The 23,409-nt window shown below is 65.7% G+C and carries 24 protein-coding genes and 1 tRNA gene; 9 read left to right on the top strand and 16 right to left on the bottom strand.

Annotation, left to right across the window (positions count from 1 at the left end):
* Positions 1-8: 8 nt before the first annotated feature.
* Genes folD through LG661_RS03250 form a run of 3 tightly spaced genes read right to left on the bottom strand, consistent with a single transcriptional unit; the run spans position 9 to position 1,527 of the window.
* Entirely contained in the window at positions 9-899 is an 891-nt protein-coding gene (gene folD / locus LG661_RS03240; RefSeq protein WP_230530432.1) for a bifunctional methylenetetrahydrofolate dehydrogenase/methenyltetrahydrofolate cyclohydrolase FolD, read from the bottom strand.
* Positions 896-1,213 (bottom strand): DUF167 family protein, encoded by a 318-nt coding sequence (locus tag LG661_RS03245; protein WP_230530433.1) that lies wholly within the window; start codon positions 1,211-1,213, stop codon positions 896-898. The genes folD and LG661_RS03245 overlap by 4 nt, the downstream gene beginning before the upstream one ends.
* Positions 1,214-1,224: 11 nt before the next feature.
* Positions 1,225-1,527 carry a YggT family protein gene (locus LG661_RS03250; RefSeq protein WP_230530434.1) on the bottom strand — a complete coding sequence of 101 codons (303 nt, stop codon included), beginning with the start codon at positions 1,525-1,527 and terminating at the stop codon, positions 1,225-1,227.
* 178 nt (positions 1,528-1,705) lie between these two features.
* Here LG661_RS03250 and LG661_RS03255 point away from each other — a divergent pair.
* Positions 1,706-1,781, top strand: a tRNA-Ala gene (locus LG661_RS03255).
* 45 nt (positions 1,782-1,826) lie between these two features.
* Here LG661_RS03255 and LG661_RS03260 read toward each other — a convergent pair.
* From LG661_RS03260 to LG661_RS03275, 4 genes are all read right to left on the bottom strand, one after another.
* Entirely contained in the window at positions 1,827-2,693 is an 867-nt protein-coding gene (locus LG661_RS03260) for a hemerythrin domain-containing protein (protein WP_230530435.1), read from the bottom strand.
* 344 nt (positions 2,694-3,037) lie between these two features.
* Entirely contained in the window at positions 3,038-3,700 is a 663-nt protein-coding gene (locus LG661_RS03265) for a histidine phosphatase family protein (protein WP_230530436.1), read from the bottom strand.
* A 35-nt stretch (positions 3,701-3,735) separates the two neighbouring features.
* Positions 3,736-4,530 (bottom strand): SpoIIAA family protein, encoded by a 795-nt coding sequence (locus LG661_RS03270; RefSeq protein WP_230530437.1) that lies wholly within the window; start codon positions 4,528-4,530, stop codon positions 3,736-3,738.
* Positions 4,531-4,629: 99 nt separating this feature from the next.
* Entirely contained in the window at positions 4,630-6,438 is a 1,809-nt protein-coding gene (locus LG661_RS03275) for an adenylate/guanylate cyclase domain-containing protein (protein WP_230530438.1), read from the bottom strand.
* Between the two features lie 205 nt (positions 6,439-6,643).
* Between LG661_RS03275 and LG661_RS03280 the strand changes: the two genes are divergently transcribed.
* Complete coding sequence (locus LG661_RS03280) at positions 6,644-7,390, top strand: sulfite exporter TauE/SafE family protein (protein ID WP_230530439.1); 747 nt, start codon at positions 6,644-6,646, stop codon at positions 7,388-7,390.
* Here LG661_RS03280 and LG661_RS03285 read toward each other — a convergent pair.
* Positions 7,383-7,820 (bottom strand): YbaN family protein, encoded by a 438-nt coding sequence (locus tag LG661_RS03285; protein WP_230530440.1) that lies wholly within the window; start codon positions 7,818-7,820, stop codon positions 7,383-7,385. The genes LG661_RS03280 and LG661_RS03285 overlap by 8 nt on opposite strands.
* Before the next feature lie 105 nt (positions 7,821-7,925).
* Positions 7,926-8,384, bottom strand: a complete 459-nt coding sequence (locus LG661_RS03290) for a hypothetical protein (protein WP_230530441.1) — start codon at positions 8,382-8,384, stop codon at positions 7,926-7,928.
* 277 nt (positions 8,385-8,661) lie between these two features.
* Between LG661_RS03290 and LG661_RS03295 the strand changes: the two genes are divergently transcribed.
* The gene (locus LG661_RS03295) at positions 8,662-9,249 is read left to right on the top strand and encodes a TetR/AcrR family transcriptional regulator (protein ID WP_230530442.1); all 588 of its coding nucleotides are present in this window, start codon (positions 8,662-8,664) and stop codon (positions 9,247-9,249) included.
* Between the two features lie 15 nt (positions 9,250-9,264).
* On the opposite strand, the gene LG661_RS03300 is transcribed toward LG661_RS03295, so the two are convergent.
* From LG661_RS03300 to LG661_RS03330, 7 genes are all read right to left on the bottom strand, one after another.
* On the bottom strand, positions 9,265-10,557 hold the full coding sequence (locus LG661_RS03300; RefSeq protein WP_230530443.1) for an amidase: 1,293 nt from the start codon (positions 10,555-10,557) through the stop codon (positions 9,265-9,267).
* 97 nt (positions 10,558-10,654) lie between these two features.
* Positions 10,655-12,178: a carboxypeptidase M32 gene (locus LG661_RS03305; protein WP_230530444.1), complete on the bottom strand. Its 1,524-nt coding sequence runs from the start codon at positions 12,176-12,178 to the stop codon at positions 10,655-10,657.
* 17 nt (positions 12,179-12,195) lie between these two features.
* Positions 12,196-13,200: an ABC transporter ATP-binding protein gene (locus LG661_RS03310; protein ID WP_230530445.1), complete on the bottom strand. Its 1,005-nt coding sequence runs from the start codon at positions 13,198-13,200 to the stop codon at positions 12,196-12,198.
* On the bottom strand, positions 13,152-14,171 hold the full coding sequence (locus LG661_RS03315; protein ID WP_230530446.1) for an ABC transporter ATP-binding protein: 1,020 nt from the start codon (positions 14,169-14,171) through the stop codon (positions 13,152-13,154). The genes LG661_RS03310 and LG661_RS03315 overlap by 49 nt, the downstream gene beginning before the upstream one ends.
* Entirely contained in the window at positions 14,168-15,079 is a 912-nt protein-coding gene (locus LG661_RS03320) for an ABC transporter permease (RefSeq protein WP_230530447.1), read from the bottom strand. Before LG661_RS03320 ends, LG661_RS03315 begins: the two co-directional genes overlap by 4 nt.
* Entirely contained in the window at positions 15,076-16,050 is a 975-nt protein-coding gene (locus LG661_RS03325) for an ABC transporter permease (RefSeq protein ID WP_230530448.1), read from the bottom strand. Before LG661_RS03325 ends, LG661_RS03320 begins: the two co-directional genes overlap by 4 nt.
* A gap of 166 nt (positions 16,051-16,216) precedes the next feature.
* Positions 16,217-17,797 carry an ABC transporter substrate-binding protein gene (locus LG661_RS03330; RefSeq protein WP_230530449.1) on the bottom strand — a complete coding sequence of 527 codons (1,581 nt, stop codon included), beginning with the start codon at positions 17,795-17,797 and terminating at the stop codon, positions 16,217-16,219.
* A gap of 96 nt (positions 17,798-17,893) precedes the next feature.
* On the opposite strand from LG661_RS03330, the gene LG661_RS03335 reads away from it, so the two are divergent.
* From LG661_RS03335 to LG661_RS03360, 6 genes are read left to right on the top strand one after another with little or no spacing between them, the layout of a single operon-like run.
* The gene (locus tag LG661_RS03335) at positions 17,894-18,979 is read left to right on the top strand and encodes a GntR family transcriptional regulator (RefSeq protein ID WP_230530450.1); all 1,086 of its coding nucleotides are present in this window, start codon (positions 17,894-17,896) and stop codon (positions 18,977-18,979) included.
* Positions 18,966-19,661 (top strand): creatininase family protein, encoded by a 696-nt coding sequence (locus tag LG661_RS03340; protein ID WP_230530451.1) that lies wholly within the window; start codon positions 18,966-18,968, stop codon positions 19,659-19,661. The genes LG661_RS03335 and LG661_RS03340 overlap by 14 nt, the downstream gene beginning before the upstream one ends.
* The gene (locus LG661_RS03345; protein ID WP_230530452.1) at positions 19,662-20,678 is read left to right on the top strand and encodes a ketopantoate reductase family protein; all 1,017 of its coding nucleotides are present in this window, start codon (positions 19,662-19,664) and stop codon (positions 20,676-20,678) included. It abuts the gene before it with no gap.
* Positions 20,675-21,430: an SDR family NAD(P)-dependent oxidoreductase gene (locus tag LG661_RS03350; protein WP_230530453.1), complete on the top strand. Its 756-nt coding sequence runs from the start codon at positions 20,675-20,677 to the stop codon at positions 21,428-21,430. Before LG661_RS03345 ends, LG661_RS03350 begins: the two co-directional genes overlap by 4 nt.
* A 22-nt stretch (positions 21,431-21,452) precedes the next feature.
* Entirely contained in the window at positions 21,453-22,349 is an 897-nt protein-coding gene (locus LG661_RS03355; protein ID WP_230530454.1) for a polysaccharide deacetylase family protein, read from the top strand.
* Complete coding sequence (locus LG661_RS03360) at positions 22,349-23,407, top strand: DmpA family aminopeptidase (RefSeq protein ID WP_407666635.1); 1,059 nt, start codon at positions 22,349-22,351, stop codon at positions 23,405-23,407. Before LG661_RS03355 ends, LG661_RS03360 begins: the two co-directional genes overlap by 1 nt.
* The last annotated feature ends 2 nt before the right edge of the window (positions 23,408-23,409 follow it).

Consider the following 23,409-nt stretch of genomic DNA (forward strand, 5'->3'; position numbering starts at 1 on the left):
CGGCTGACTTATAGCGCAGGAAAGGGAAGCCCGCGCCGAAGGCAGGCTGCCTCCAGCGTGTTGTGCAGAAGGCAGGCGATGGTCATCGGCCCGACGCCGCCCGGGACGGGCGTGATGGCCGCGGCGACCTGCGAAGCCTCCTGGTAGGCCACGTCGCCGACCACCTTCGTCTTGCCCTCGCCCGCAGCCGGATTCGGCACACGGTTGATGCCGACGTCGATCACGGTGGCGCCGGGCTTCACCCAATCGCCCCGCACCATTTCGGGCCGCCCGACGGCGGCCACTAGGATATCCGCCCGGCGGCAGACCTGCTCGAGATCCTTCGTCCTCGAATGGGCGACGGTCACCGTGCAGCTCTGGGCCAACAGAAGCTGCGCCATCGGCTTGCCAACGATGTTGGAGCGCCCAACCACCACGGCGTCGAGCCCGGCGAGATCCCGGCGGACGGACTGGATGAGGAGGAGGCAGCCGAGCGGCGTGCAGGAGACGAGGCCCGGCACGCCGGTCAACAGGCGGCCCGCGTTGATCGGATGAAATCCGTCCACGTCCTTGGCCGGATCGATGGCCTCGATCACCTTCTGGGCATCGATCTGCCTCGGCAGCGGCAGCTGCACCAGGATGCCGTCGACCGCCGGATCGGCGTTGAGCCTTGCCACCAGATCCAGAAGCTCCGCCTCGCTGGTGGAGGCCGGCAGCTTGTGCTCGAAGGAGCGCATCCCGACCTCGACGGTCTGGCGGGCCTTGTTCTTCACGTAGAGCTGGCTCGCCGGGTCCTCGCCGACGATGACGACCGCCAGCCCCGGCGTCACGTCCTGGCCAGAGAGGGCGCGGACCGCATCCGCGATCCGGGCGCGAAGCCCTTCCGCATAGGCTTTTCCGTCGATGATGTTGGCGCTCATGGGTTCGTCCGTCCTGTCAAAGCGGCGAGCGCGGCGGCCAGGGCTTCGGCCTCGCCCGCAATCGAAAACGTCTTGAGCCGGGCGGTCGCGCCCGTCTCCAGGCTCACCGCCGAGGCGGGGACCTTCAGGGTCTTGGCCAGAAGGCGCCTGACGGCCTCGTTCGCCGCCCCGTCTTCGGGAGCCGCCCGCACCCGCAGCTTCAGCACCGGCCTCCCGTCGGAGAGGGTCTCGACCCCGTCGACTGCGTCCCGCCCTCCCTTCGGCGTCACCCGGACGCGAACCTCGAGCCCGTCGGGACGGCTGCGCCAGGGCATGGCGCAATCCTTCAGAGCAGGGCCGGCGGGATATATTGCTGGGCGATCCTGATGAGAATGTTCTGGAGGAAGATGATGATGAGAATCAGGATGATCGGCGAAATATCAATGCCGCCGAGATTGGGCAGGATGCTCCGGATCGGCCGTAGGGCAGGCTCCGTCACCGCATCGAGGAAGCTGGCGATCGAGCGGACGAAATCGTTGCGCATGTTCACGACGTTGAAGGCCACCAGCCAACTCAGGATCGCCGAGGCGATGATGAGATAGGTGTAGAGCTGCAGGGCCAGCAGGATGACTTCGAGCAGAGAGCGCATGGGAAACCTGTCAGGATGGGGCGTTGCTCATGTAGCGTTGCAGGACGCCGGGAACAACCCGTAAGCCCCTCCAAGGCCAAGTTTATCCGCCAAAAAGACGAAGCGCGCGCCCTTCCGGCCGATTGACAGAGGGGAGCCCCGGGGCCTAAAAGTCCGCCGCTTGGTCTTTTTCCAGACCGGGGCTGTAGCTCAGATGGGAGAGCGCTGCAATCGCACTGCAGAGGTCAGGGGTTCGAATCCCCTCAGCTCCACCAAGTCCTTCTTTCCCCTGACATTCCGACGGAGCCGCCGGCTCCCTCTCAGTGCTGCACCGCCTCGCGCCCGCGGGTGGTGATCGCCACCATTTTCTCGTGACTGCCTCCCTCCCCGTAGCCGGAGCGCACGAGGCCCTGGCGTTCGAGGTTGGCGACGATGGCATAGGTCCGGCCGATGGGAAGCTGCAGGCGGGATGAGACGTCGTGGACCGGGCAGCGGGTCCGCTTGGCGATGTCCTTGAGCACATCGGTTTCGTGCCGGCGTGAACCCCTGTCGCCGCTGCGGAAAAAATCCGTGACACGGTTGAGCATCGGAGCGCGGGACAGATAGCGCCGCACCGGCGGCCGCACCATGAGGTCGTTGAGGGAGCCCCTGCGCCAGGCCGTGAAAGCCACTACGCCGACCGCCGCACCGGGGAGAGCGACCACGATCAGGCCGGTCGGAACCGCCCCCAAGAGGCCGGGCCGGGATTCGCGGATCTCCTCGATCTTCTCCTCCGCGAAGTCGTGCAGCAGATCCTGGGCGTCCTCGGGGCCGATGATCTGCTGCGCCAGGGGCAGGAGCTCGTGCTCCTCCCGGTAGAAATGCTGGTCGAGGAGATAGGAGAAATCCTCGAAGCGCTGGGTCCATTCATGGCTGCCCTTGTGGCGCACGCCGGCCAGCCGGCCGAGCTCTTCCTCGATCTCCTCGTGCTCGTCCTCGAGCTCGTCGATCAGGCGCTTCGTCCGGTCGTCATCCTCGAGCGCGTCATAGAGGCTGTCGTCCTCGGCCTCCATGTGCCAGCGAAGCTGATCGCTGAGCTGGTTGAAAAGCCGCTCGCGGCTCCTGACGCCGTCAGGCGCACGGAGGATGTCCCTGCAGAGGCTGACGATGTTGACGTGATCGTTCGCAATCAGATGCCAGGGATCCATGATGCACTCCTCAGATCGACAACGATCTGTCAACGGAGCGGGATGGGAGCGGTTCCGGCCGGGCCCGAGAGCGGGACAAAAGGAAAAGCCCAGGCTCCGGGGCGAACGGGCGGGATGCGTTGCATCTCCTGCCGCGCCAGCTACGGGCCTGGGCTGATCGGGTCCAGTCGGGCGCTCGCATCGTCAGGCGAGAGCAGGCTCGGACCGGGCCGGATTACATCCGTCCTGGCACGGTCCCAACGAAGCGCGCGGTGACGCCCGCCGCTTCGAAGTCCACAAAAATGTCCGCTGGGTCAGCCTGATATGGGGATTGAAAGACGTGATGCAAGAGGCGTCAGTCGCTTTCAGCAGCCGTGAAAGCCCCTGTCCGGGATCGGCGCAAGCAGGAGAATCCCGAGCACGCGCGGCTCGTTTCCGGGCTCGATGACGAGCGCCGCTCCTTCCGGGAGGGCCTCTCCGCCGACGCGCGAACCAAGCACCATGATGGCCGGGGTCCGATGGCCGACCAGGACGCGGTTGACGCCGGCGGGAACGGGCTCCGTGAGCAGCCGCCGGTGCCCGCCGAGAACCCATTCCAGCCGACGGCCGGCGTAATCATCCGCAAGCAGGCTGTCCGTAACCGCGACCCGATCGGAGCCGAAGGCGAGTTCGGCGGTGTCGCGCGCCCTGAACACGGGCCCTGCGAGGACCGGATCTGCGACCGGGATTTCCAGAGACCGGAGAACCTCGCCGATGCGGCGCGACTGCTCGCGCCCTTCCGGCGAAAGATTTCGCTGACCAGCACGCTCGCCGATCCGGTAGGTGCGGTCGCAGGGCATGCCCGTCGTATCCGCATGGCGGAAGAACAACACGATCCCTCCATGGCGCAGGCGCTCGACGAGGGCCCTTCCCTGCGGCTCCTGCACGGTCATGGGAGACAGGGCCTGGGCGGCCGCAAGGCTGGTTGCGCCGAGCGCCAGGACCAAGCCGAGAAGCACTGCTGTGAACTTTGCGTGCAACCGTTTCATCGATGTCACCCCCGGAAGCGCCGTCGCTGTCGAGGTCAGGTCGCCTGATTGCCGCCGTCGGCCGGCTCGCCTCCAAGCCAGCTCCAGGCCTGGGCCTCGTCCGCCAGCTCGTAGCGACGCGTCTGGATGCCGACGAATGGCGCCGCACTGGCCGTCACTCCCTCCATCCATGCGGGCCCGCCCACGAGCGCATAGCGTTCGACCTTGCCCCAGCCTCTCATCTTGGCCGCCATAAGGCCTTCCTGGCGCAGCGCATCGAGCGTGACGCCGTCGAAATCACGGACCCGCACAAGAACGCGCAGCCTGTGATGTTCGTCCATGGCCTGATTGAAGGTCGCGATCAGGCGGCGCATATCCTCGGCTCCAATCCGGCCGTCAACCTCGAAGGCGACAAGATCCGGCTTCGTCGTCCCGATGGGGCGGATGGAGGGCTGGACCGGTTCGGGCTCGGCAGCGGGAGGCGGCAGCGGCTCCGAAGCCCAGGCCAGCGCGGCATCCTTCTCGGCCGGCGGGAAGATTTTCACTTCGATTCCGGGCAGAACCGCCTGCTCCACCTGTGCGACCCAGCGCACCCAGTCCTGGCCGGTTACCACGGCCGCTCGCGGGAAGCGGTGCAGTTCGCGCAGCTTGCCGAAGCCGTAGCTCAGATGGCAGGCGAGCGCCCCGGGCGTCATGCCGTTAATGCCGATCTCGGCATAGACCGCGATCCGGTCCCGAGTAGCGAGAGCGTTGTCCACGGCCAGGATGGCGCGCTCGATATCGGCTTCGTCGATTCGCCCTGAAGCCCGCATGGCGAGAACGGCGTCCGGGGCGGGAAGAATCTCCAGCATGTCGCATCTCCATCTGCTCGAATGGCGAACCGGATCCACTTCGCCGAAAAAGTGCTCCAGAAGCGATATGGGGCCCGAACGGCGAGGGACAAACCGAACCTACGGCAGCGCCGTCGACCGATCCTCCTTCGAGCCAGCATCGTGTTCGGGGACCCCGGCCTTCGCCAGTCCCTCGACGAAAAGCGCGCAGTGGGCGTGATGGCGCAGGTTTCGCCGAATCTGTTCCAAGGTCAGCGGCGGTCCGATGCGGTTGCGATGCTGAAGCTGGGCCTGCGCCTCCTCGATGAGACCGAGATGACCACAGCAGCTGATGAGCGCATTGCAGTGCCCCGGAAATTCCGGGAAGACGAGCACCGAACGGCGCAGATAGGGCAGTGCTTCCTCGAAGCGGCGGTCTCCCAGCAGGGTCAGGCCGTGAAAGGCCGTGTAGATGCCGGCAAAGGTGTCGAGGGGGCTCATGCGCACGGCCCGGCCCGTTTCGCTGACGGCGTCGGCTGCGTATCCGGCCCGGAGCAAGGCCACGCCGTAGAGGGTGCGCCCCAGCGCCCAGCTCGGGTTCATGTCGAGAGCGCCGCGCATCTGCTCCAGGGCGCGGTCATGGTGGCCTGTCGTGCTCAGGGAGAAGCCGAAGATCATGCGGCCCCAGGGTTCCTGCGGATCGAGGGCGAGCGCACGCCGGGCGAGTTCCATCATCTCGCGGAATCCCTCCTCCGGCGGTCGCCAGTAACAGAAGGTCTCCCACCAGATCGCCCAGCCCAGGATGGCGTGGGCGCGGGCATAGCCGGGCTCGATGGCGATGGCGCGGTGCAGAAGAATCTGCGCCTCCCGGTTCGCCTCGCGTGTGGCCCTGTTGATGAGGGTCAGGGCCGAAACCACGAGGCCCCATATATCGATGCGCTCGGTCGCCCGGCTCTGGGCCCTGTAGCCCTCCTCTGCATAGAGGTGGGGCTCGATGGCGGCGACCACATGCTCCGTGATCTCGTCCTGGACCGCGAAGACATCCTCGACGAGCCGGTCGTAGCGTTCGGCCCAGATATGCTTGCCGCTCTCGGCGTCGATCAGCTGCCCGGTGATGCGGATTCGGTTGCCCGACGCCCTGACGCTGCCTTCGAGCACATAGCGGACGCCGAGGTCGCGTGCGACCTGGCGCACATCCACCGCCCTGCCCTTGTAGGCGAAGGTGGAATTGCGTGCGATGACGAGCAGCCAGCGCAGGCGCGACAGAGCGGTGATGATGTCCTCCGTCATGCCGTCGGCGAAGAATTCGCGCTCGGCATCGCCGCTCATGTTGGTGAACGGAAGCACGGCGATGGACGGCATGTCGCGCGGGGTAGGAAAAGGGTGAGCGCTGCCCGGCGTCGCGGTCGTCCGCGTTGGCGGCGCGATCCGGTAGATCTTCAGTGGCCGCGCGATGTTCTTGACCCGGCGTTCGCCTTCATCCTCGAACGCATAGGGCAGCTTGTCCCTGACCTCCTCGTACACCTTGCCGGAAAGGCAGATCGCACCGGGCTCGGCCAGCTGTTCGAGGCGCGCGGCGACATTCACCCCGTCGCCATAGATATCGCCGTCCTCGTCGACGATGATGTCGCCGAGATTGATGCCGACGCGAAGCTGCAAAGGCTCGGCACGGTCGGAGATCGTCTCACGCGCAAGACGCTCCTGGATGTCCACGGCGCAGCGGACCGCATCGACGGAACTCCCGAACTCGATCAGGAAGCCGTCTCCGGTGATCTTCACGAGACGTCCGCGGTGCCGCTCGAGACTGGGCGCGACGATCTCGCTGCGCAGCCGCTTGACGTGTTCGAGCGTGCCCTCCTCGTCCCGACCCATGAGCCTGGAAAAGCCGGCTATGTCGGCCGCCAGAATGGCGGCGAGCTTGCGCGCGACAGGATGGTGATGCGGAGGCACGACTCCCCCGGGGATCGACGGATGCCGGTGATAGTGCGGTTCCCGTGAGAGCCCGTCCATAGGTAAACTCGCCGCGGCGGGACCCCGACCGGGCTACCTCGGACAGGTTGAGGCGAAGCCGAGTATCCATTGCACAGCGAGAAAGCCTGGGAGTCGAGCCCGCAATCCCCTGGACGGACGCTCGCGGCCGTGGCCAATTCGGTTCATGCCCGACATCCCCACCGCACTGTTTTTCACAGGCTTCACCTTTCTTCTCGCAGGCCTCGTGAAAGGCGTGATCGGTCTCGGGCTGCCGACGGTGGCGGTCGGCCTCCTGAGCATCGTCATGCTGCCCGCGCAGGCAGCCTCCCTCCTGATCGTGCCATCCCTCGTCACCAATATCTGGCAGCTTGCCGCGGGCCCGCGCTTCTGGAACACCGCACGGCGCCTCTGGCCGATGATGGCCGGCATCGCCGCAGGCACCTGGGCGGGATCCGGTCTCATGACGGGCGACACCGCCGATGAGGCGACAATCGCCCTTGGCTTCGCCCTCATCGTCTATGCAGCGCTCGGGCTGGCGGCGGTCCGTCCCTCCGTTCCGGCGAAGCACGAGAATTGGCTGTCGCCCGTGATCGGGGCAGGGACCGGCCTTGTCACGGCGGCAACCGGCGTCTTTGTCATCCCGGCCGTGCCCTATCTTCAGGCCCTTGGGCTTCAGAAGGACGACCTCGTCCAGGCGCTCGGGCTGTCGTTCACCGTCTCGACCATTGCCCTGGCCCTGACCCTTGCTCAGGAGGGGGTTTTTGCGGCCTCGACTGCGGCGGCATCACTGCTGGCCCTCATGCCTGCGCTTGCGGGCATGGCTCTCGGCCAGTGGGTGCGCGGCCGCGTGAGCGAGAGGGCCTTCCGGCTCTGCTTCTTCGTCGGCCTGCTCATGCTGGGCGGTCACTTGGCCGCCGGGGCCTTCACCTGATCGCCCCGCCCTGCCTGCGGCCGTTCGCGATCCCGGAGCGGTGAAACGCATCCTCGGCCTCGACATCCGCCTGTGGAGCGGGCCTGGGGCGGGTCGCGATATAGACAGCCACGCTGCCCATGATGCCGGCGAGGATGAAAGGCAGATATCTGCTCTCGACCAGCCAAACGCTCAGGGCATAGGAGCCGGCAAGAGTAGCGAGCGCAAAGATTTTGGCCTTGAGCGGGATGGCGCGCTGATCGCGCCAGGTCGTCAGCAGCTTTCCGAAGCGCGGATGACCATAGAGTCTTTCGGCCAGCGCCGGGTTGGAACGGGAGAAGCACCAGGCGGCCAGGATAAGAAAGGGCGTCGTCGGCAGAATCGGCAGCGCGATTCCGATCACGCCGAGTGCGATGCTCGCGTAGCCGAGGCCGAGATGCACCCTGCGCATGATCCGCTCCACCCTGTGCCCAGTCCGGGACAGACATAACGCGTTGTCGGCGATCCGGTGCCCTCGACCGCACAGGCTATCGATAGCAAGAGCGCCGGGTCGGGATCAACTCGCTCTCCAGGCCCTGAGAGCCCGTTTCAGGGCGCTCAACGCAGCCGGCCTTGCAGATGGATTGGCGCTCCGGTCCTCGTAGGAAATGCCGATCTGGCTGCGCCAGTTGAGATTGCGGTTCGCACTGGGGGATGCTGGCGGCGTGACTGGCTTCGAGACGGCGTTGGGGGAGTTTGTCATGTCTTCGCTCTCGATTGTCTCATGTCCTCCCGGAAGCATGAAAGCGGGTGCGCCGGTTGTTTTGGCCCCTGTCGAGGATCTTGCCGTTCCCGAGCGGGAGGTCTCGCGGAATGCGCGACCGGCGGTCTCGAAGAAAAGCGGATCCGCCCAGGCGCCCTCCCCCACGGCGCGAGGGTCGTCGATCCTGATCCTGGACGACGACACCTCACGATAGAGACGCCCGAAGCTCCTCCACAGAGCAGAGGCAATGATGGCTGCGCTGATGTTCGACATCTTGGATGCTCATGCCTCTAGGGAATGGAAGGGCTTGTTCTCGGAAGCAACTTATTACATGATGATCATAATACTACGAAACGTAGCTTTTCAATAGGGAATGCCTGAAATGTTGGTGTTATGGCCTTTTCGGCGGGCCCCGAACGAATTGGGGACCAGCCCGGTCCCCTTCCGGCCGGAAGCTTTGCAGGGCTTGCATTCTACGGCCCTGCAACTGTATTACTCAGGCATTCCGATCTCCGACTGAACTGCCTGCCTCGTCCAAGGAGCCAAGCTCATGCGCTACGGAAAAGGTCACAAGGAAGCCACGCGCAGACGCATCATCGACGTCGCCTCAAAACAGCTCCGCAAGGAGGGCATGGGCGCGGCGGGCGTTGCCGGTCTCATGGCCGGCGCGGGCCTGACCCATGGCGGGTTCTACAGCCATTTCTCGTCCAAGGACGACCTGATCGAGCAGGCCCTGCGCGACGCCATTGAGCAGGTGAAGGTCTGGATCGCCTCGGTGGCCGAGAAGGAGGAGAACAAGTTCGAGGCCGTCGTCCGCGCCTACCTGAGCACCAGCCACAGAGACAGTCCTCAGACGGGCTGCGTGGCCGCGGCCCTCGCGCCCGACATTGCAAGGCATTCGCCGGCGGTGAGGGAAATGTTCACGCAGAGCATCGTCGAACATATCGAGATGCTCGCAACCCTGCTGCCTCCGCAGGCGACCGCGGAAGCCCGTCGGTCCGTCGCAACGGCCATCATCTCGGGCACGATCGGCATGATCCAGCTGGCGCGGGCCGTCGACGACGAGGAGCTCTCGGAGCAGATCCTGGAGGACGGCATCTCGGCCTGTTTGTCGCTTGCCCGTGCGATCAAGGCCTGACGTGACGCATCCCGATTAGAGCGATAATTCCTGCTCGATTCCGGCTGCAATCTCAAGCAGCTGACGATCCTGCCCGTGCCTCGCCACGAGCATCAGGCCGACCGGGCGGAGACAGCCGGGGATGGGCAGGGAGATGGCGGTGAGGTCGAACTGGTTGCCGAACATGGTGTTGCGCAGGATCAGCCAGTCCATCCTGTTGTAGAGCCTGTCATCCGCCTCCAGCGGCGCCATGAGCGGGGCGGAGATGGCCGTCGTCGGCAGCGCCAGCACGTCGATGGGCGCAAGCCGCTCGTCCATGGCAGCCACGAGCGCCTTCCTGCGGCGGAGCATGCGGATATAGGCCGGAGCCGGCACCGCCCCGCTGCGCACGATCCACCAGCGCACGCGCGGATCGATCTCGTCCGCCTTCGTGTCGAGCCAGTCCGCATGAACCTCGGCGGCTTCGATGGAGGCGATGGACGCCTGGACGGTGGTCTCCGCCATGGCTTCAAGAAGGTCGTCGATGTCGTGCTCGACGATGTGCGCTCCGGCCTCCGACAGGCCGCTCAGGACCGTCTCGAAGGCGTCCTCCACCAGCGGCTCGCTCTCCGTGAAGAGACGTCCGCGGGGGACGCCGATCCTGAGCCCCTCCAGCGGCAAGGGATCGAGCACCGGCGGCTCCTCCCCCACCATGACGGCATCCGTGAAGGCGCAGTCCTGGACGGACAGCGCAAGCGGGCCGATGGAATCGAGGCTGGGCGAGAGGGGAAAAGCCCCGTCGAGCGGCACCCGGCGCGCCGTCGGCTTGAAGCCTACGACCCCGTTGAGCGCCGCCGGGATGCGCACCGATCCGCCCGTATCGCTGCCGATGGAAATCTCGCTCGTGCCCTCCGCCACCGAGACGCCCGCTCCTGAAGAGGAGCCTCCGGGAATGCGCTCGGGATCGACAGCGTTGCCCGGCGTGCCGAAATGAGGATTGAGGCCGAGCCCGGAGAAGGCGAACTCCACCATGTTCGTCTTGCCGATGATGACGGCGCCCGCCTGTCGCAGGCGGCGGACGATCTTTGCATCCGCCGATGCGAGCGGAGCATCGCGAAGGGCGAAGGACCCCGCGGTGGTCGTCTCTCCCGCCACGTCGAACAGGTCCTTGATCGAGACGATAGCCCCGTCGAGCGGCCCGAGCGAAACGCCGGCCGCCCTCCGTGCATCGGCGGCATCCGCAGCGGCGCGGGCGGCGGCGTGATACACGCGCAGGAACACGCGTTCGTCATCGGCGCGCTCGGAGAGGCGCGCCAGAATGTCTTCGAGCCTGTCTCGGGTGGAGCTCATGGTTGGACCGGACTGACAGCTGATCGGGAGGCCAGCATCCGAGGATGCCGGGCCCTGTCAAGCCGGCGGGATCAGGCCGGGTCCTGAGGCGTGCCTTTTACTGTGCGTATTTGGCTTCGAGATAGGCGAGATACGGCGCCGGATCGAGGCGGCGGCCGGTCTCGCGCTCGAGCAGTTCGTCGCGCATGAAGCGGCGTCCGTGCTGCCAGATCCGGCTGCAGAGCGCCTCCGCAAGGCCGGAATAATCCCCGGCCTCGATGGCGGCGTCGAGCGAGGAATCCTGCTGGCGCAAGGTTTCCATCACCTGCGCCGCCATGACATTGCCGATGGTGTAGGTCGGGAAGGAGCCGATATATCCGGTGGACCAGTGGACGTCCTGCAGGACCCCGCGGGCATCGTTCGGGACGTCGAGGTCGAGATCGCGCTTGATGGCGGCGTTCCAGGCGGCAGGCAGATCCCGGACCGGGAGCGAGCCGTCCATCAAGGCGCATTCGATGTCGACGCGCAGCATGATGTGGAGATCATAGGTCAATTCGTCCGCCTCGACGCGAATGAAGCCGGGCTCGACGCGGGTGACGGCGCGATAGAACTCCTCGGGGCTCACGTCTCCGAGCTGATCCGGGAAATACCGCTGCAGATCCGGGAAGTGCAGCTGCCAGAAGGTGCGGCTTCGCGCGATGTGGTTCTCCCACAGGCGCGACTGGGATTCATGCGCGCCGAAGCTCGTGCCGCCGACGGCGTAAAGCCCGACGAGATCAGTCGCGAGCGTCGTGCGGGTATAGGCCGGATCCACACCCTGCTCGTAGAGGCCGTGCCCGGTCTCATGGGCCGTGCCGAAGATCGAGGCCGGAAGGTAGTTGCGGCTGTAGCGTGTGGTGATGCGCACGTCGTTGCGGGTGAACGACACCTCGAAGGGGTGCACGGTCGTGTCGAGACGTCCGCGCTGAAGGTCGTAACCGAGCTTTTCCGCAAGGCTCAAGCCGAAGGCGCGCTGGCCCTCCTCCGGGAAGTCCCGGAAGAGGAAGTCGGAGCGGGGAGCAGGCTTCGCACGGGCGGCGGCCAGGATCGGCAGCAGGCCCGAACGCAGGGTCGAGAACAGTCTTATGAGGCTCGCAGCCGTCTCGCCCGGCTCGTAGATCGAGACCATCGCGTCGTAGGGATGCTCGGACCAGCCGATGCAATCGGCGTAAGACCGCGACAGCTCCACCGTCTTGGCGAGATAGGGCGCGAAGATGGAGAACTCGCTTTTCGCGCGGGCCTCGATCCAGGCGGAATGAGCGACCGTGCGCAAAGCCGCCCGCTCCTGAATGAGGGAGGCAGGCACCCGGCGGTGGTGCTCAAGGGCCAAGCGAGTCTGCGTCACCATCCGGCGCTCCGCGGCATCCTGGGGCAGAGCCTCCACCGCCCGTTCGGCGGCATCGAGCGCCGTCTCGGTCTCGGACGAAAGCAGCAGGTCGCGGGCAAGGCGCGTGAGGGTCGCGATCTGGTGCCCGCGGGTCTCCGCGCCGCCCGGAGGCATCATGGTACGGGAATCCCAGGTGAGAATCGATGTGGCGTTGAGCACGTCGTTGACGGCGGCCACGCGCTCGTTGAGCGCCGAGAGGGAGGCTTGCGGATTCATGGGAGCAGTCTCTGACGTCAGGCGGTTCCGCCGGTGTTGAGGTGGCAGGCCGAGGAACGGCCGGGACCGATGGGCGCGAGAGCCGGCGCCTCACGCTTGCAGCGCGGGCCAGTGAAGGGGCATCGCGGATGGAAGTGGCATCCGCTCGGCGGATTGAGGGGCGATGGTATCTCGCCGGCAATCGGGCGGAAATCCTTGCGCCCCACGCCGACGCGGGGAACACTTTCGAAGAGCGCGCGCGTATAGGGGTGGTTCGGCGCGGCATAGAGCTCCGCAGTGGGGGCGAGCTCGACGATGCGGCCGAGATACATGATGGCGACCCGGTCGGAGACATGCCGCACCACGCCGAGATCGTGGCTGATGAAGATCGCCGTCAGGTCGAGGTCCTGACGCAGATCCATGAACAGGTTCAGCACCTGCGCCTGGATTGACACGTCGAGGGATGCGACCGGTTCGTCGAGCACCAGAAGGTCGGGCTTCATGGCGAGCGCGCGGGCGATGGCGATGCGCTGCCGCTGTCCGCCCGAGAACTGGTGCGGAAAGCGCCTGCGGTAGCTGGGATCGAGGCCGACGCGACCCAGGATGTCCGCCACGTAAGAATCGGCCTCGCGCGCCTTCACGATGCGATGCGTGACCGGCCCTTCCGCCACCGTATCGCCGATGCGAATGCGCGGATTGAGGCTGGCGAAGGGGTCCTGGTGGACCATCTGCACGCGGGTGGTGAGCTTCTGCGTGCGACGCCCCTGCTCCTTCGCGACCGGCGCATTGCCGAACAGGATCCTGCCGTCGCTGGGCGTGTAGATGCCCGCCACGATACGCCCGAGGGTGGACTTGCCGCAGCCGGATTCGCCGACGAGGCCGACGACCTCGCCCTTCTGCACGGTGAGGCTGACATCCGTCACCGCGCGCACGACCTCCGCCTTGCGGCCGGCTCCGACGAGGCTCGCGATGCGCTCCCCGAGGTTCGGATGCTTTACGAAGCGCTTCGATACGTGGTCGATGTCGAGGAGAGCGGCTGACATGAAACGGGCTCGATCGGGTAATTGCAGAGGGCGGTGCGTCCGTCCTCGAAATGCTGGACGGGCGGCGTGGTGGTGCAGGCGGGGCCGGCCTTGGCGCAGCGGGGCGCGAAGGCGCAGCCGGGAGGAAGGTTGGCGAGCGACGGCGTCGAGCCCGGCACCTGCGGAAGCCGGGTGCCGGGCTCATGCTCGGCCGGAACGGAGGCGAGAAGCCCCGCCGTGTAGGGATGACGCGGCGAGGCGATCACATCCGCCGCAGGCCCCGTCTCGACGACGCGGCCGGCGTACATGACGCAGATATCGTCGGCGAGGCTCGACACCACCGCAAGGTCGTGCGTGACCCAGACGAAGGCCGTGCCGGTCTCGTCCGCGAGCCGGCGCACCTCGGCGAGGATCTGCCCCTGGATCGAAACGTCGAGCGCCGTCGTCGGCTCGTCGGCGAGGATCACCGCCGGGTTGTGCAGGAGCGCGATGGCGATCGCCACGCGCTGGCGCATGCCGCCGGAGAGCTGATGCGGATAGGAGTCGAGACGCTCCTCCGGGCTCGGGATGCCGACCTTGGCGAGCGCGTCACGGGCGCGGCCGCGGGCCACCTTGCGGGACACCCTGTCGTGGGCGCGCACGGCGGCGATCATCTGCGTCCCGATCTTGAGGACCGGGTTCAGGGTCATCATCGGGTCCTGGAAGACCATGGCGATCTGCGCGCCGCGGATCTTGCGCATGGCCTCGCTCTTGAGGCGCGTGAGATCCTGCCCGTTCAGCAGAACCTCGCCGCCCGCGATCTCTCCGGGAGGCTCGATGAGGCCCAGGATCGAGTAGCCGGTAACGCTCTTGCCGGAACCGGATTCGCCGACGAGCCCGAGGATGCGGCCGCGGCCGACCTCGAAGCTGACGCCGTCGACGGCCTTGAGGACGCCCGCCCGCGTCTTGAACTGCGTGCGGAGGTCTTTGACACGAAGAACGGCTTCACTCATCGGCTGCGCCTCGGATTCAGAACGTTGCGGACCTGATCGCCCACGAGATTGATGGCGACGACAGTCAGCATCAGGGCGATGCCGGGATAGATCGAGATCCAGTAGCGGCCCGAGAGCAGGAACTGGAAGCCGTTGGAGATCAGCGATCCTAGAGAGGGCTGCGTCAGCGGCAGGCCGAGGCCCAGGAAGGAGAGGGTCGCCTCCAGCGCGATGGAATTGGCGACCTGCACCGTCGCCACGACGATCAGCGGCGGCAGGGCATTCGGCAGGAGATGGCGGAACAGCACCTGTCGTGCGGGCAAGGGAGTCGAAAGCGCGGCCTCGATATAATCCTTGCGCCGCTCCGCGCTCGCCGCGCCGTGGGTCGTGCGGGCGAAATACGCATATTGCGCAGCCACCAGCGCCGCGATGAGCTGGGGCAGGCCCTGTCCCAGCATCGCCACCAGCACCAGCGCCAACAGGATGGCGGGCAGCGAGAGCTGGAGGTCGATGACGCGCATGATGAGCGCCTCGACGCGTCCGCCGTAATAGGCGGCGACTAGGCCGACGCTGGCGCCGAGCACGAGGGCCAGCGCGCCGGCCATGACGCCGACGATCAGGCTCGTGCGCAGCCCGTAGAGAATGGCGGAGAAGACGTCGCGACCGGCCGCATCGGTGCCGATCCAGTGGACATAGCCGCCGGAACCGATCTCGCCGGGCTCGAGCCGGGCGTCGAACAGGTCGAGGGTCTCCTGGTTGTAGGGATCCTGCGGCGCGACGAGCGGCGCGAACACCGCCATGAGAACGATGACGACGATGACGGCGAGGGCCGCGACGGCGACCGGGCTCTGCCTGAAGTCGGCCCAGAAATTCGCAAGCCGGTGCAGGCGGGTCTCGGCGGGAGCCGCAGTGACGGATGCTGTGCTCATGATGCGGCCTTCACGCGGATGCGGGGATCGAGCTGCCCGTAGATCAGGTCGACGACCAGATTGATGATGACGAACAGGAACACCACCAGGATGAGGTAGGCGACCATCACGGGCCGGTCGAGCACGGTGATGGAATCGATGATGAGCTTGCCCATGCCGGGCCAGTTGAACACGGTCTCGGTGACGACCGCGAAGGCGAGCGTCGATCCGAGCTCAAGGCCGAAGACGGTGACGATCGGGATCGAGATGTTCTTCAGAACATGCAGGCCGACGACCTTGCCCTCGGACAGTCCTTGGGCGCGCGCGAAACGCACGAAGTCCGAACTCATGACCTCGATCGTTCCGGCGCGGGTGAGGCGAATCAGGAGGCCGAGCTTGAACAGGGCGAGGTTGAAGGCAGGAAGAATGATGTAGCTCCAGCCTTCGAGCGAGGTGATGGAGAGCTGCATGCCCAGCACTTCCGTGGTCGGTCCTCGCCCGCCCGAGGGCAGCCAGCCGAGTTCGACGGCAAACGCCATGATGAGCAGCAGGCCGACCCAGAAGGTCGGCACGGAGAAGCCGAGCACCGAAAAGCCCATAATGGCCTTTGCGGAAAGGGAATCCGGCTTGTAGCCGGCCCAGAGCCCGAGCGGAATTCCCAGGCAGGTGGCGATCATCATCGCCGTCAATGCGAGCTCCAGCGTCGCGGGCAGTCGCGAGAGGATCAGCTCGAGCACAGGCAGCCGGTAGATGAAGGACTCGCCCAGATCACCGTGCAGCATGTTGTTCATGAAGATGAAATACTGCTCGTAGAGCGGACGGTCGAAACCGTAGCGCTGGATCAGCGATTCACGCAGGGCCTGATCCGAAGCAGGGTCGATCATGACGTCGATCGGGTTTCCGATGGCGTAGACGCCCAGAAACACGATCACCGACATCGCGATGACGACCATGAGCGCCTGAAGGATGCGCTGGATAAGAAAACCGATCATGCTGTCTCATGCATGGTTTTGAAACGCCTTCAGGCGACCTGGATGAAGGACCGCCTGAGGGAACAGATCTGAAAAACTGGAAGCCCGGAGCGACCCCGAGCCGGAGGAGGCCGGAGCGCGTAGGAGAAGCGACCGGCCGGACGATTCCGGCCGGTCGAAGTCAAGATTACTTCTTCGGCTTGATCTCGTAGGCCAGGGTCTCCTGGTCCACGCGGGCCGGGACGGTGAGCAAGTCCTTCTTCGCCGCCCAAACCGTCTGGATCTGGACCGTCGGAATGAGGGCGCGGTCGTTCATGGACACTTCCGTGGCCTTCTCGAAGAGGGCCCGGCGCTTGGCGTCGTCCATGGTGCGGGCGCCTTCCTGAAGCAGCTTGTCGACTTCAGGATTGGAGTAGCCCTGCTTGTTGAACGCGCCTAGGCCGATTTCCGGATCCGCCGTATGCACCAGCGAGCCGTAGGTATAGCTCGCCTCGCCCGTCAGCGTGCCCCAGCCGCTCATCCACATGGAGAACTCGCCCTTCTGCTGGGCCGGGAAGAAGACCGTCCCGTTCAGCGCATTAGCGTTCACCTTGAGACCCGCGCGGGCCCACATCTGACCGAGCGCCTCGCACACCGCCGAATCGCCCGGCAGGCGGTTGTTGGTGCAGTGGAAGTCGATCTCGAAGCCTTTCGGGTAGCCGGCATCGGCCAGAAGCTTCTTCGCCTTGGCGATGTCGTAGGGACGCTCCGGCAGGTTCTTGTTGCCGCCGAAGAAGCTCGCCGGCATCAGCTGGTTGGCGGGACGGCCCAAGCCTTCGAGCACGACGCGCACCAGCGTCTTGCGGTCGATGGCGAGGTCGAGCGCCTCACGCACGCGGGGATCGCGCAGCGGGTTTGCGTCGATTTCCTTGCCGTCGACCTTCACCTTTTTGGGCAGGGTTTCCTTCACGTTCGGCGTGATGTTCAGGAAGTAGACCGAGTCGGCGACGAAAGTGTCGACCGACTTGTCCCTCTGCATCGCGGCGTAGTCGGTGGCGGGAACGTAGTTGACGAGGTCGACCTGTCCGGATTTCAGGGCCGCCATACGCGCCGGATCGTTCGGGATCTCCTTGCGGATCACCTTCTCCCACGGCTGCTTGCCGCCCCAGTAGTTGTCGTTGCGCTCGAGAACGAGATCGCCCTTCGGTTCCCAGGACACGAACTTGTAGGGACCGGTGCCGATGGCGGCCTTGCCGGAATTGAACTGCTCGTTGCGCGCATCCATGCCGATGTCCTTCGACACGACGAAGAGGCGGATGAAGTCGTTCGGCAGGGTCGGCGCAGGCTTCTTCGTCTTCACGTGCAGGGTGTACTTGTCGGCGACGCTCGTCGACTCGACCTGCTTCGTGTAGATCGTCATGCTCATCGGGCCGGTGACGACCGGGATGCGGTCGATGGAGAACTTCACGTCCTCGGCCGTCAGCTCGGACCCGTCATGGAATTTCACGCCCTCGCGGATCTTGAACTCCCAGGTGGTATCGTCGATCGGCTTCCATGAGGTGGCAAGACCCGGCTTCAGCTGGAGGTTCTCGTCGGACATGACGAGCGTATCGAAGATATGGCGCAGAGCCTCGGCCTGGCTGCCCAGCGTCGACCAGTGCGGATCGATGGAATCAGGACCGGCGCGCAGACCCATGGTCAGCGTCTGCGCGGAAACGGCGCCGCCAAGCGTGGTGCCGAGAAGGAGCGCCGCCACGAGGGCACCGCCAAGCTTGAAATTTTGTTTCACGTCACTTCCCCTCTTGCTAAGGACCTGTCTTTTCGTACAAGGTGTTCTTATCGAATAGAACGGTAAGTCAGCCGATTCCCAAAAGTCAACAAGCTCGTGCCTAAATCGCAACCATCATCTGACGCTTCGCTGAGCATCTGTTATGTTGAAGCAGAACAGAGCGCGGAGGAGCGGATCCTGGCCAGCCTCGCCGGCGCGCTCGACCGCACACTGCCGGTTCCGCTGGGCATTCAGCTGCGCGGGTTGATCGAGTTCGGCATCGGGCTCGGAGAGCTGCCGCCCGGACAGCGTCTCCCCTCCGTTCGCGAATTGGCGGAGCGGGCCGGCGTCGCGCACATGACCGTCGCGACGGTTTACCGGGAACTGCGCGAGGCGGGCCTCATCGAGGCGAAGCCCGGCGCCGGGACCTATGTGGGCGACGGGCACAACAGCGACGGCCTGCGCTCGGCGGCGATCCGCAAGATCCAGCGCCGCATCGAATTGCTCTTCAACGAGGCCGAGGAGCTGGGGCTGGCGCCCTCCGTCGTCTCGTCCCTCGTCAATGCGCGCGCCGCGCGCGGTCGCACATCGACCCGTCCTCTTCGCCTGGTGCTGGTCGGCCACTTCGTCGAGATCACGCAGCAATACGCCAACCGAATCCAGGAATTCATCGGCCCGAGCGACGGCATCCTGGTGACGACCATCGACGCCCTGCATGCCGGCGAGACCTTTCCGCAGCCCTGCGACGTCTGCATCACCCTCGCCCACCGGCGAAGCGAGGTCGAGCATCTCGTGCCCAGCGGCATCCCGGTGGTGGGCCTGAACTTCATTCCCGCCGAGGAGACACGCGCGCGCTTTGCGATGATCGACCCGATGGCCCGCATCGGCATCGTGTCCATCTTCCCCGAGTTCACGGCCCTGATGAAGCCGGGCGTACTCCGTTTCGCGCCTCATGTCTCTGATGTGGAAGTGCGCCTCATCACCGCTCCCGATCTCGCCGCGTTCCTGGAAGGTGTTGATGTGGCGATCTATGCCAGCGGCGCAGAGGCGACCGTGAAGCGGCTCCTGCCGCCGGGCCGCGAGGCCATCGAGTTCCGCTACATGCCGGATCCCCATTGGATCCGCGCCACGCTTTTGCCTGTTCTCGAGCGTCTGCGCTCGTCAAGTGAGACCCAAGAGGAAGACCTTCATGAAAATCAGTGAGATGAACTGGCTTCAGGTCGAAGAGTACCTGAAGGCGGATGATCGCGCCGTCGTGCCGCTCGGCTGCACGGAGCAGCACGCTTACCTCAGTCTCTCCGTCGACAGCATTCTCGCCGAGCGCGTCGCGCTGGAAGCGGCCGAGCCCCTGAACGTGCCGGTCTTCCCCGTTCAGGCCTATGGCATCACGCCCTATTTCATGGCCTATCCGGGTACTGTCTCCCTGAAGGCCGAAACTTACCTTCGCATCGTCACCGACATTCTCGATTCCCTGAAGCGCACGGGCTTCCGCCGCATCCTCTTCGTCAATGGCCATGGCGGCAACACGCCGGGCCACACGGCCGCCATCGAGTGGATGGGCGCGAATCCGGATTGCCGCGTGAAATTCCACAACTGGTGGAATGCGCCCAAGACCTTCGAGAAGGTGAAGGAGATCGATCCGGTCGCTTCCCATGCCTCCTGGATGGAGAACTTCCCCTGGACGCGCCTGCCCGGCGTCGCGCAGCCCGAGCACCAGAAGCCGATGGCCGATCTCGACCGCATGCGCACCTTCGGCCCCGAAGGCGTGCGCGAGATCCTCGGCGACGGCAATTTCGGCGGCCGCTACCAGCGCTCGGACGAGGACATGAACGCCATATGGTCCGTCGCCATCGCCGAAACCCGCGCCCTGATCGAGACCTGGTAAATGAGCGAGAACACAATCCTGATCTGGGGCGCCGGCGCCATTGGCGGCACCCTCGGCGCCTATCTCGCCCGCGCGGGCGAGGATGTGCTCCTCGTCGACATCGTCGAGCCGCATGTGGAGGCCATGAACGGGGACGGCCTGTCCATCGAAGGTCCTGTCGAGACCTTCCGCCAGCCTGTGCGCGCAGCCTTGCCCTCCGACGTGAAGGGACAGTTCAAGCGCATCATTCTCGCCGTGAAGGCGCACCACACGCGTGACGCCGTGCGCGCCCTGAGGCCTCACCTCGCCGATGACGGGACTGTGCTGTCGGCACAGAACGGCCTCAACGAGATCGTCATCGCCGAGGAGATCGGAGCGGAGCGGACGATCGGCTGCTTCGTCAATTTCGGCGCGGACTGGCTGGAGCCGGGACGCATCCTCTTCGGCAACCGGGCCGCGGTCGCCGTCGGCGGCCTCGACGGCAAGACCAGCGATGCGGTGCGCGACTATCACCGCCTGCTCTCGATCTTCGAGCCGCAGGCCGTGCTCACCGACAACATCTGGGGCTATCTCTGGGGCAAGCTCGGCTACGGCTCCCTGCTCTTCGCCACCGCCCTGACGAACGCCTCCATGTCCGAGAACCTCGCCTCCGAGCGCCACTTCCCGGTCTATCACCGCCTCGGGCAGGAGGTGATGGCGGTCGCCAAGGCCCGGGGCGTCAAGCCTCTCGGCTTCAACGGCTTCGATCCGGACGCCTTCATGCCGGGAGCGGATGAAGCGGCCGCCCGTCGCTCCGTCGCCGACATGGCGGAGTTCAACCGGCACACGGCCAAGACCCATTCGGGCATCTGGCGCGACCTTGCCGTGCGCAAGCGTAAGACCGAAGTGGATGCCCAGATCGCCATCATCGCCACCCTCGGCGACGAGGCAGGCATTCCGACACCCACCATCAAGAAGCTGGTCAGCCTGATCCACGACATCGAGGACGGGCGGCGCGAACAATCCTGGTCCACTCTCGACGAACTGCTTGCATCATGAAGCTCGATTTCACCAAGAAGCGCGCCGTCGTCACGGGAGCGGCGCAGGGCATCGGACGTCAGATCGTGCAATCGCTGGCAGCCGAGGGAGCCGATGTCTGGGCGCTCGACCTGGACGAAGCGGGACTCCGCATCGCCGCAGAGAGCGGCGCCCGCGCCACGCGCACCCTCGACCTGGCGGACCGCGCAGCCGTCGCCCGCGTCATGGAGGAGATGGCAGGCTCTCTCGGGGGCATCGACATCCTGGTCAATTGCGCCGGCGGCGTGCGCGGTCAGGTGGCGAAGCCCGTCGAGGAGGTGAGCGAGCAGGACTGGCTCGTTCTCTTCGAGGCCAATGTGCACGGCGCGTTCTATTGTTCGCAATCCGTTGCACCGCACATGAAGCGCCAGAAGTTCGGGCGCATCGTCAACATTTCCTCAGGCGCGGGCCTGCGCCCGAGCCTGACCGGCATCCAGGCCTATACGGCCTCGAAGCACGCGCTGGTGGGCCTGACGAAGCAGTTGAGCTTCGAGCTTGGGCCCCACGGCGTGACGGTCAACAGCGTCGCCCCCGGTTTCGTCCTGTCGAACCCTGCGACCCAGCGCCAGTGGGAGAGCTACGGACCCGAGGGTCAGGCGCGTCTGGTGGAGAGCATCCACACGCGCCGTCTCGGCCACCCTGAGGATATCGCCAACACCGTCCTGTTCCTCGCCTCCGATGCGGCTTCCTGGGTTTCCGGGCAGATCATCTCGGTCGACGGCGGACGCTCCTGAATCAGAACGGAAGGAAACGCCCATGGACGATCTCGGCATGCAGCCGTGGAGCTGGAGCGAGGAGACCTGGCGCAGCAAGGTGGATCATGTCCGCGCCGGACGCTCCATGAAGCCGGCCAAGTGGAAGAACGGCGCACGCTGCGCCGTGGCCCTGTCCTTCGACTCGGACCACGAGACCAACGAACTGCGCGACGGCGGCAAGTCCATCGGCCGCATGTCCCAGGGCCAGTACGGCAACCGGCAGGGCGTGCCGCGCATCCTGAATGCCCTCGCCAAATACGACGCGAAAGCCACCTTCTTCGTGCCCGCGGTCGCGGCCCTCCTCTACGAGGACGAGCAGCGTCGCGTGGTGGCGGAAGGCCACGAGATCGGCATCCATGGCTGGATTCACGAACTCAACAGCCAGCTTCCCTATGAGATCGAGCGCGACCTGATGTTCCGCGCGGCCGATACCCTCGAGCGCATCACAGGCACGCGTCCCGTCGGCCTGCGCACGCCGTCCTGGGATTTCAGCCCGACGACGCTGCGCATCGAGCGCGAACTCGGCCTGCTCTACGATTCCTCGCTCATGGCCGACGACGATCCTTACGAACTTCTGGAGCAAGGCGAGCCCACCGGGATCGTGGAGTTGCCGGTGGAATGGATCCGCGACGATGCGGTCTATTTCAACATGCATCGCTTCAACGGTCTGCGCCCGCATACGCCGCCCACCGCCGTCTATGACATCTTCTTCCGCGAATTCGAGCGGGCCTACGAGGAGGGTGGGCTGTTCCTGCTGACCATGCACCCGCATGTGACCGGCTACCGCTCCCGCATCTGGATCCTCGAGAAGCTCCTGGAGGAGATCAGCCGGCGTTCGGATGTATGGATCGCGACCCATGCGGAGATCGCGGCTTTCGTGAAGGCGGAATGCCCCTGATGGGCACCGGGCTTCGCGCGCGGGATGTAGGCCTTGTCTGCGGCAGCCTGCCGGCAGGCCCGCTCAACAGCATCGCGGATGTTCCGGGAGTCCATGTCGGACACCGGACGCTGAATCACGGCGATATCCGCACCGGAGTCACGGCCATCGTGCCCCATGGCGGCAATCTCTACCGCGAGAAGCCTGTCGCTGCCGTGCATGTGCTGAACGGCTTCGGCAAGAGTGCCGGCCTCGTGCAAGTCGAGGAACTGGGGGCCATCGAAACGCCCATTCTTCTCACCAACACGCTTTCGGTCGGCGCCTGCTGCACGGCCCTGGTGCGCCATGCCATCGAGCATAATCCGGATATCGGCCGCGAGACGGCGACGGTGAACCCGGTCGTGTTCGAATGCAACGACGGCTATCTCAACGACATCCAGGCTCTCGCCGTGACGGAGGCGGATGCGCGCGCTGCCCTCGCGGAGGCCTCCGCCTACGTCGATGTGGGTGCGGTCGGCGCAGGCTGCGGCATGAGCACCTTCGGTTTCAAGGGCGGTATCGGCACGACCTCGCGCCGGATCGATCTCGATGACAGGAGCTACCATTTCGGCGTGCTCGTTCTGTCCAATTTCGGCCGGCCCGGAGACCTGCGCCTTCCCGACGGTCGAACCGTCGCGCCCGCCATAGCGCAGCCGGATGCCAAGGCCGCGGAGAAAGGCTCGATCATCATCGTCGCCGCCACGGATATCCCCTTGAGCGACCGGCAGCTCAAGCGCATCATCCGCCGCTCGGGCGTCGGCCTTGCCCGGCTCGGCTCCTTCTGGGGCCATGGCAGCGGCGATATCGCACTCGGCTTCACCACCGCTAACATCATCGGCCATGACGAGGGTGCGGCGCTGGTAGAACAGCGCCTCCTCAACGAGAACCGCATCGACATCCTGTTCGAGGCCATGGCTGACACGACGCAGGAAGCCGTTCTCGACGCCCTGGTAGCGGCGGGCTCCATGACCGGCCGTGACGGTCATCACCGTCCTGGCCTGACGGACGCCCTGAAAAACCTCCCGACAACCCGATCGTGATT

This window comes from Microvirga roseola, from assembly GCF_020866965.1.
Classification (GTDB): domain Bacteria; phylum Pseudomonadota; class Alphaproteobacteria; order Rhizobiales; family Beijerinckiaceae; genus Microvirga; species Microvirga roseola.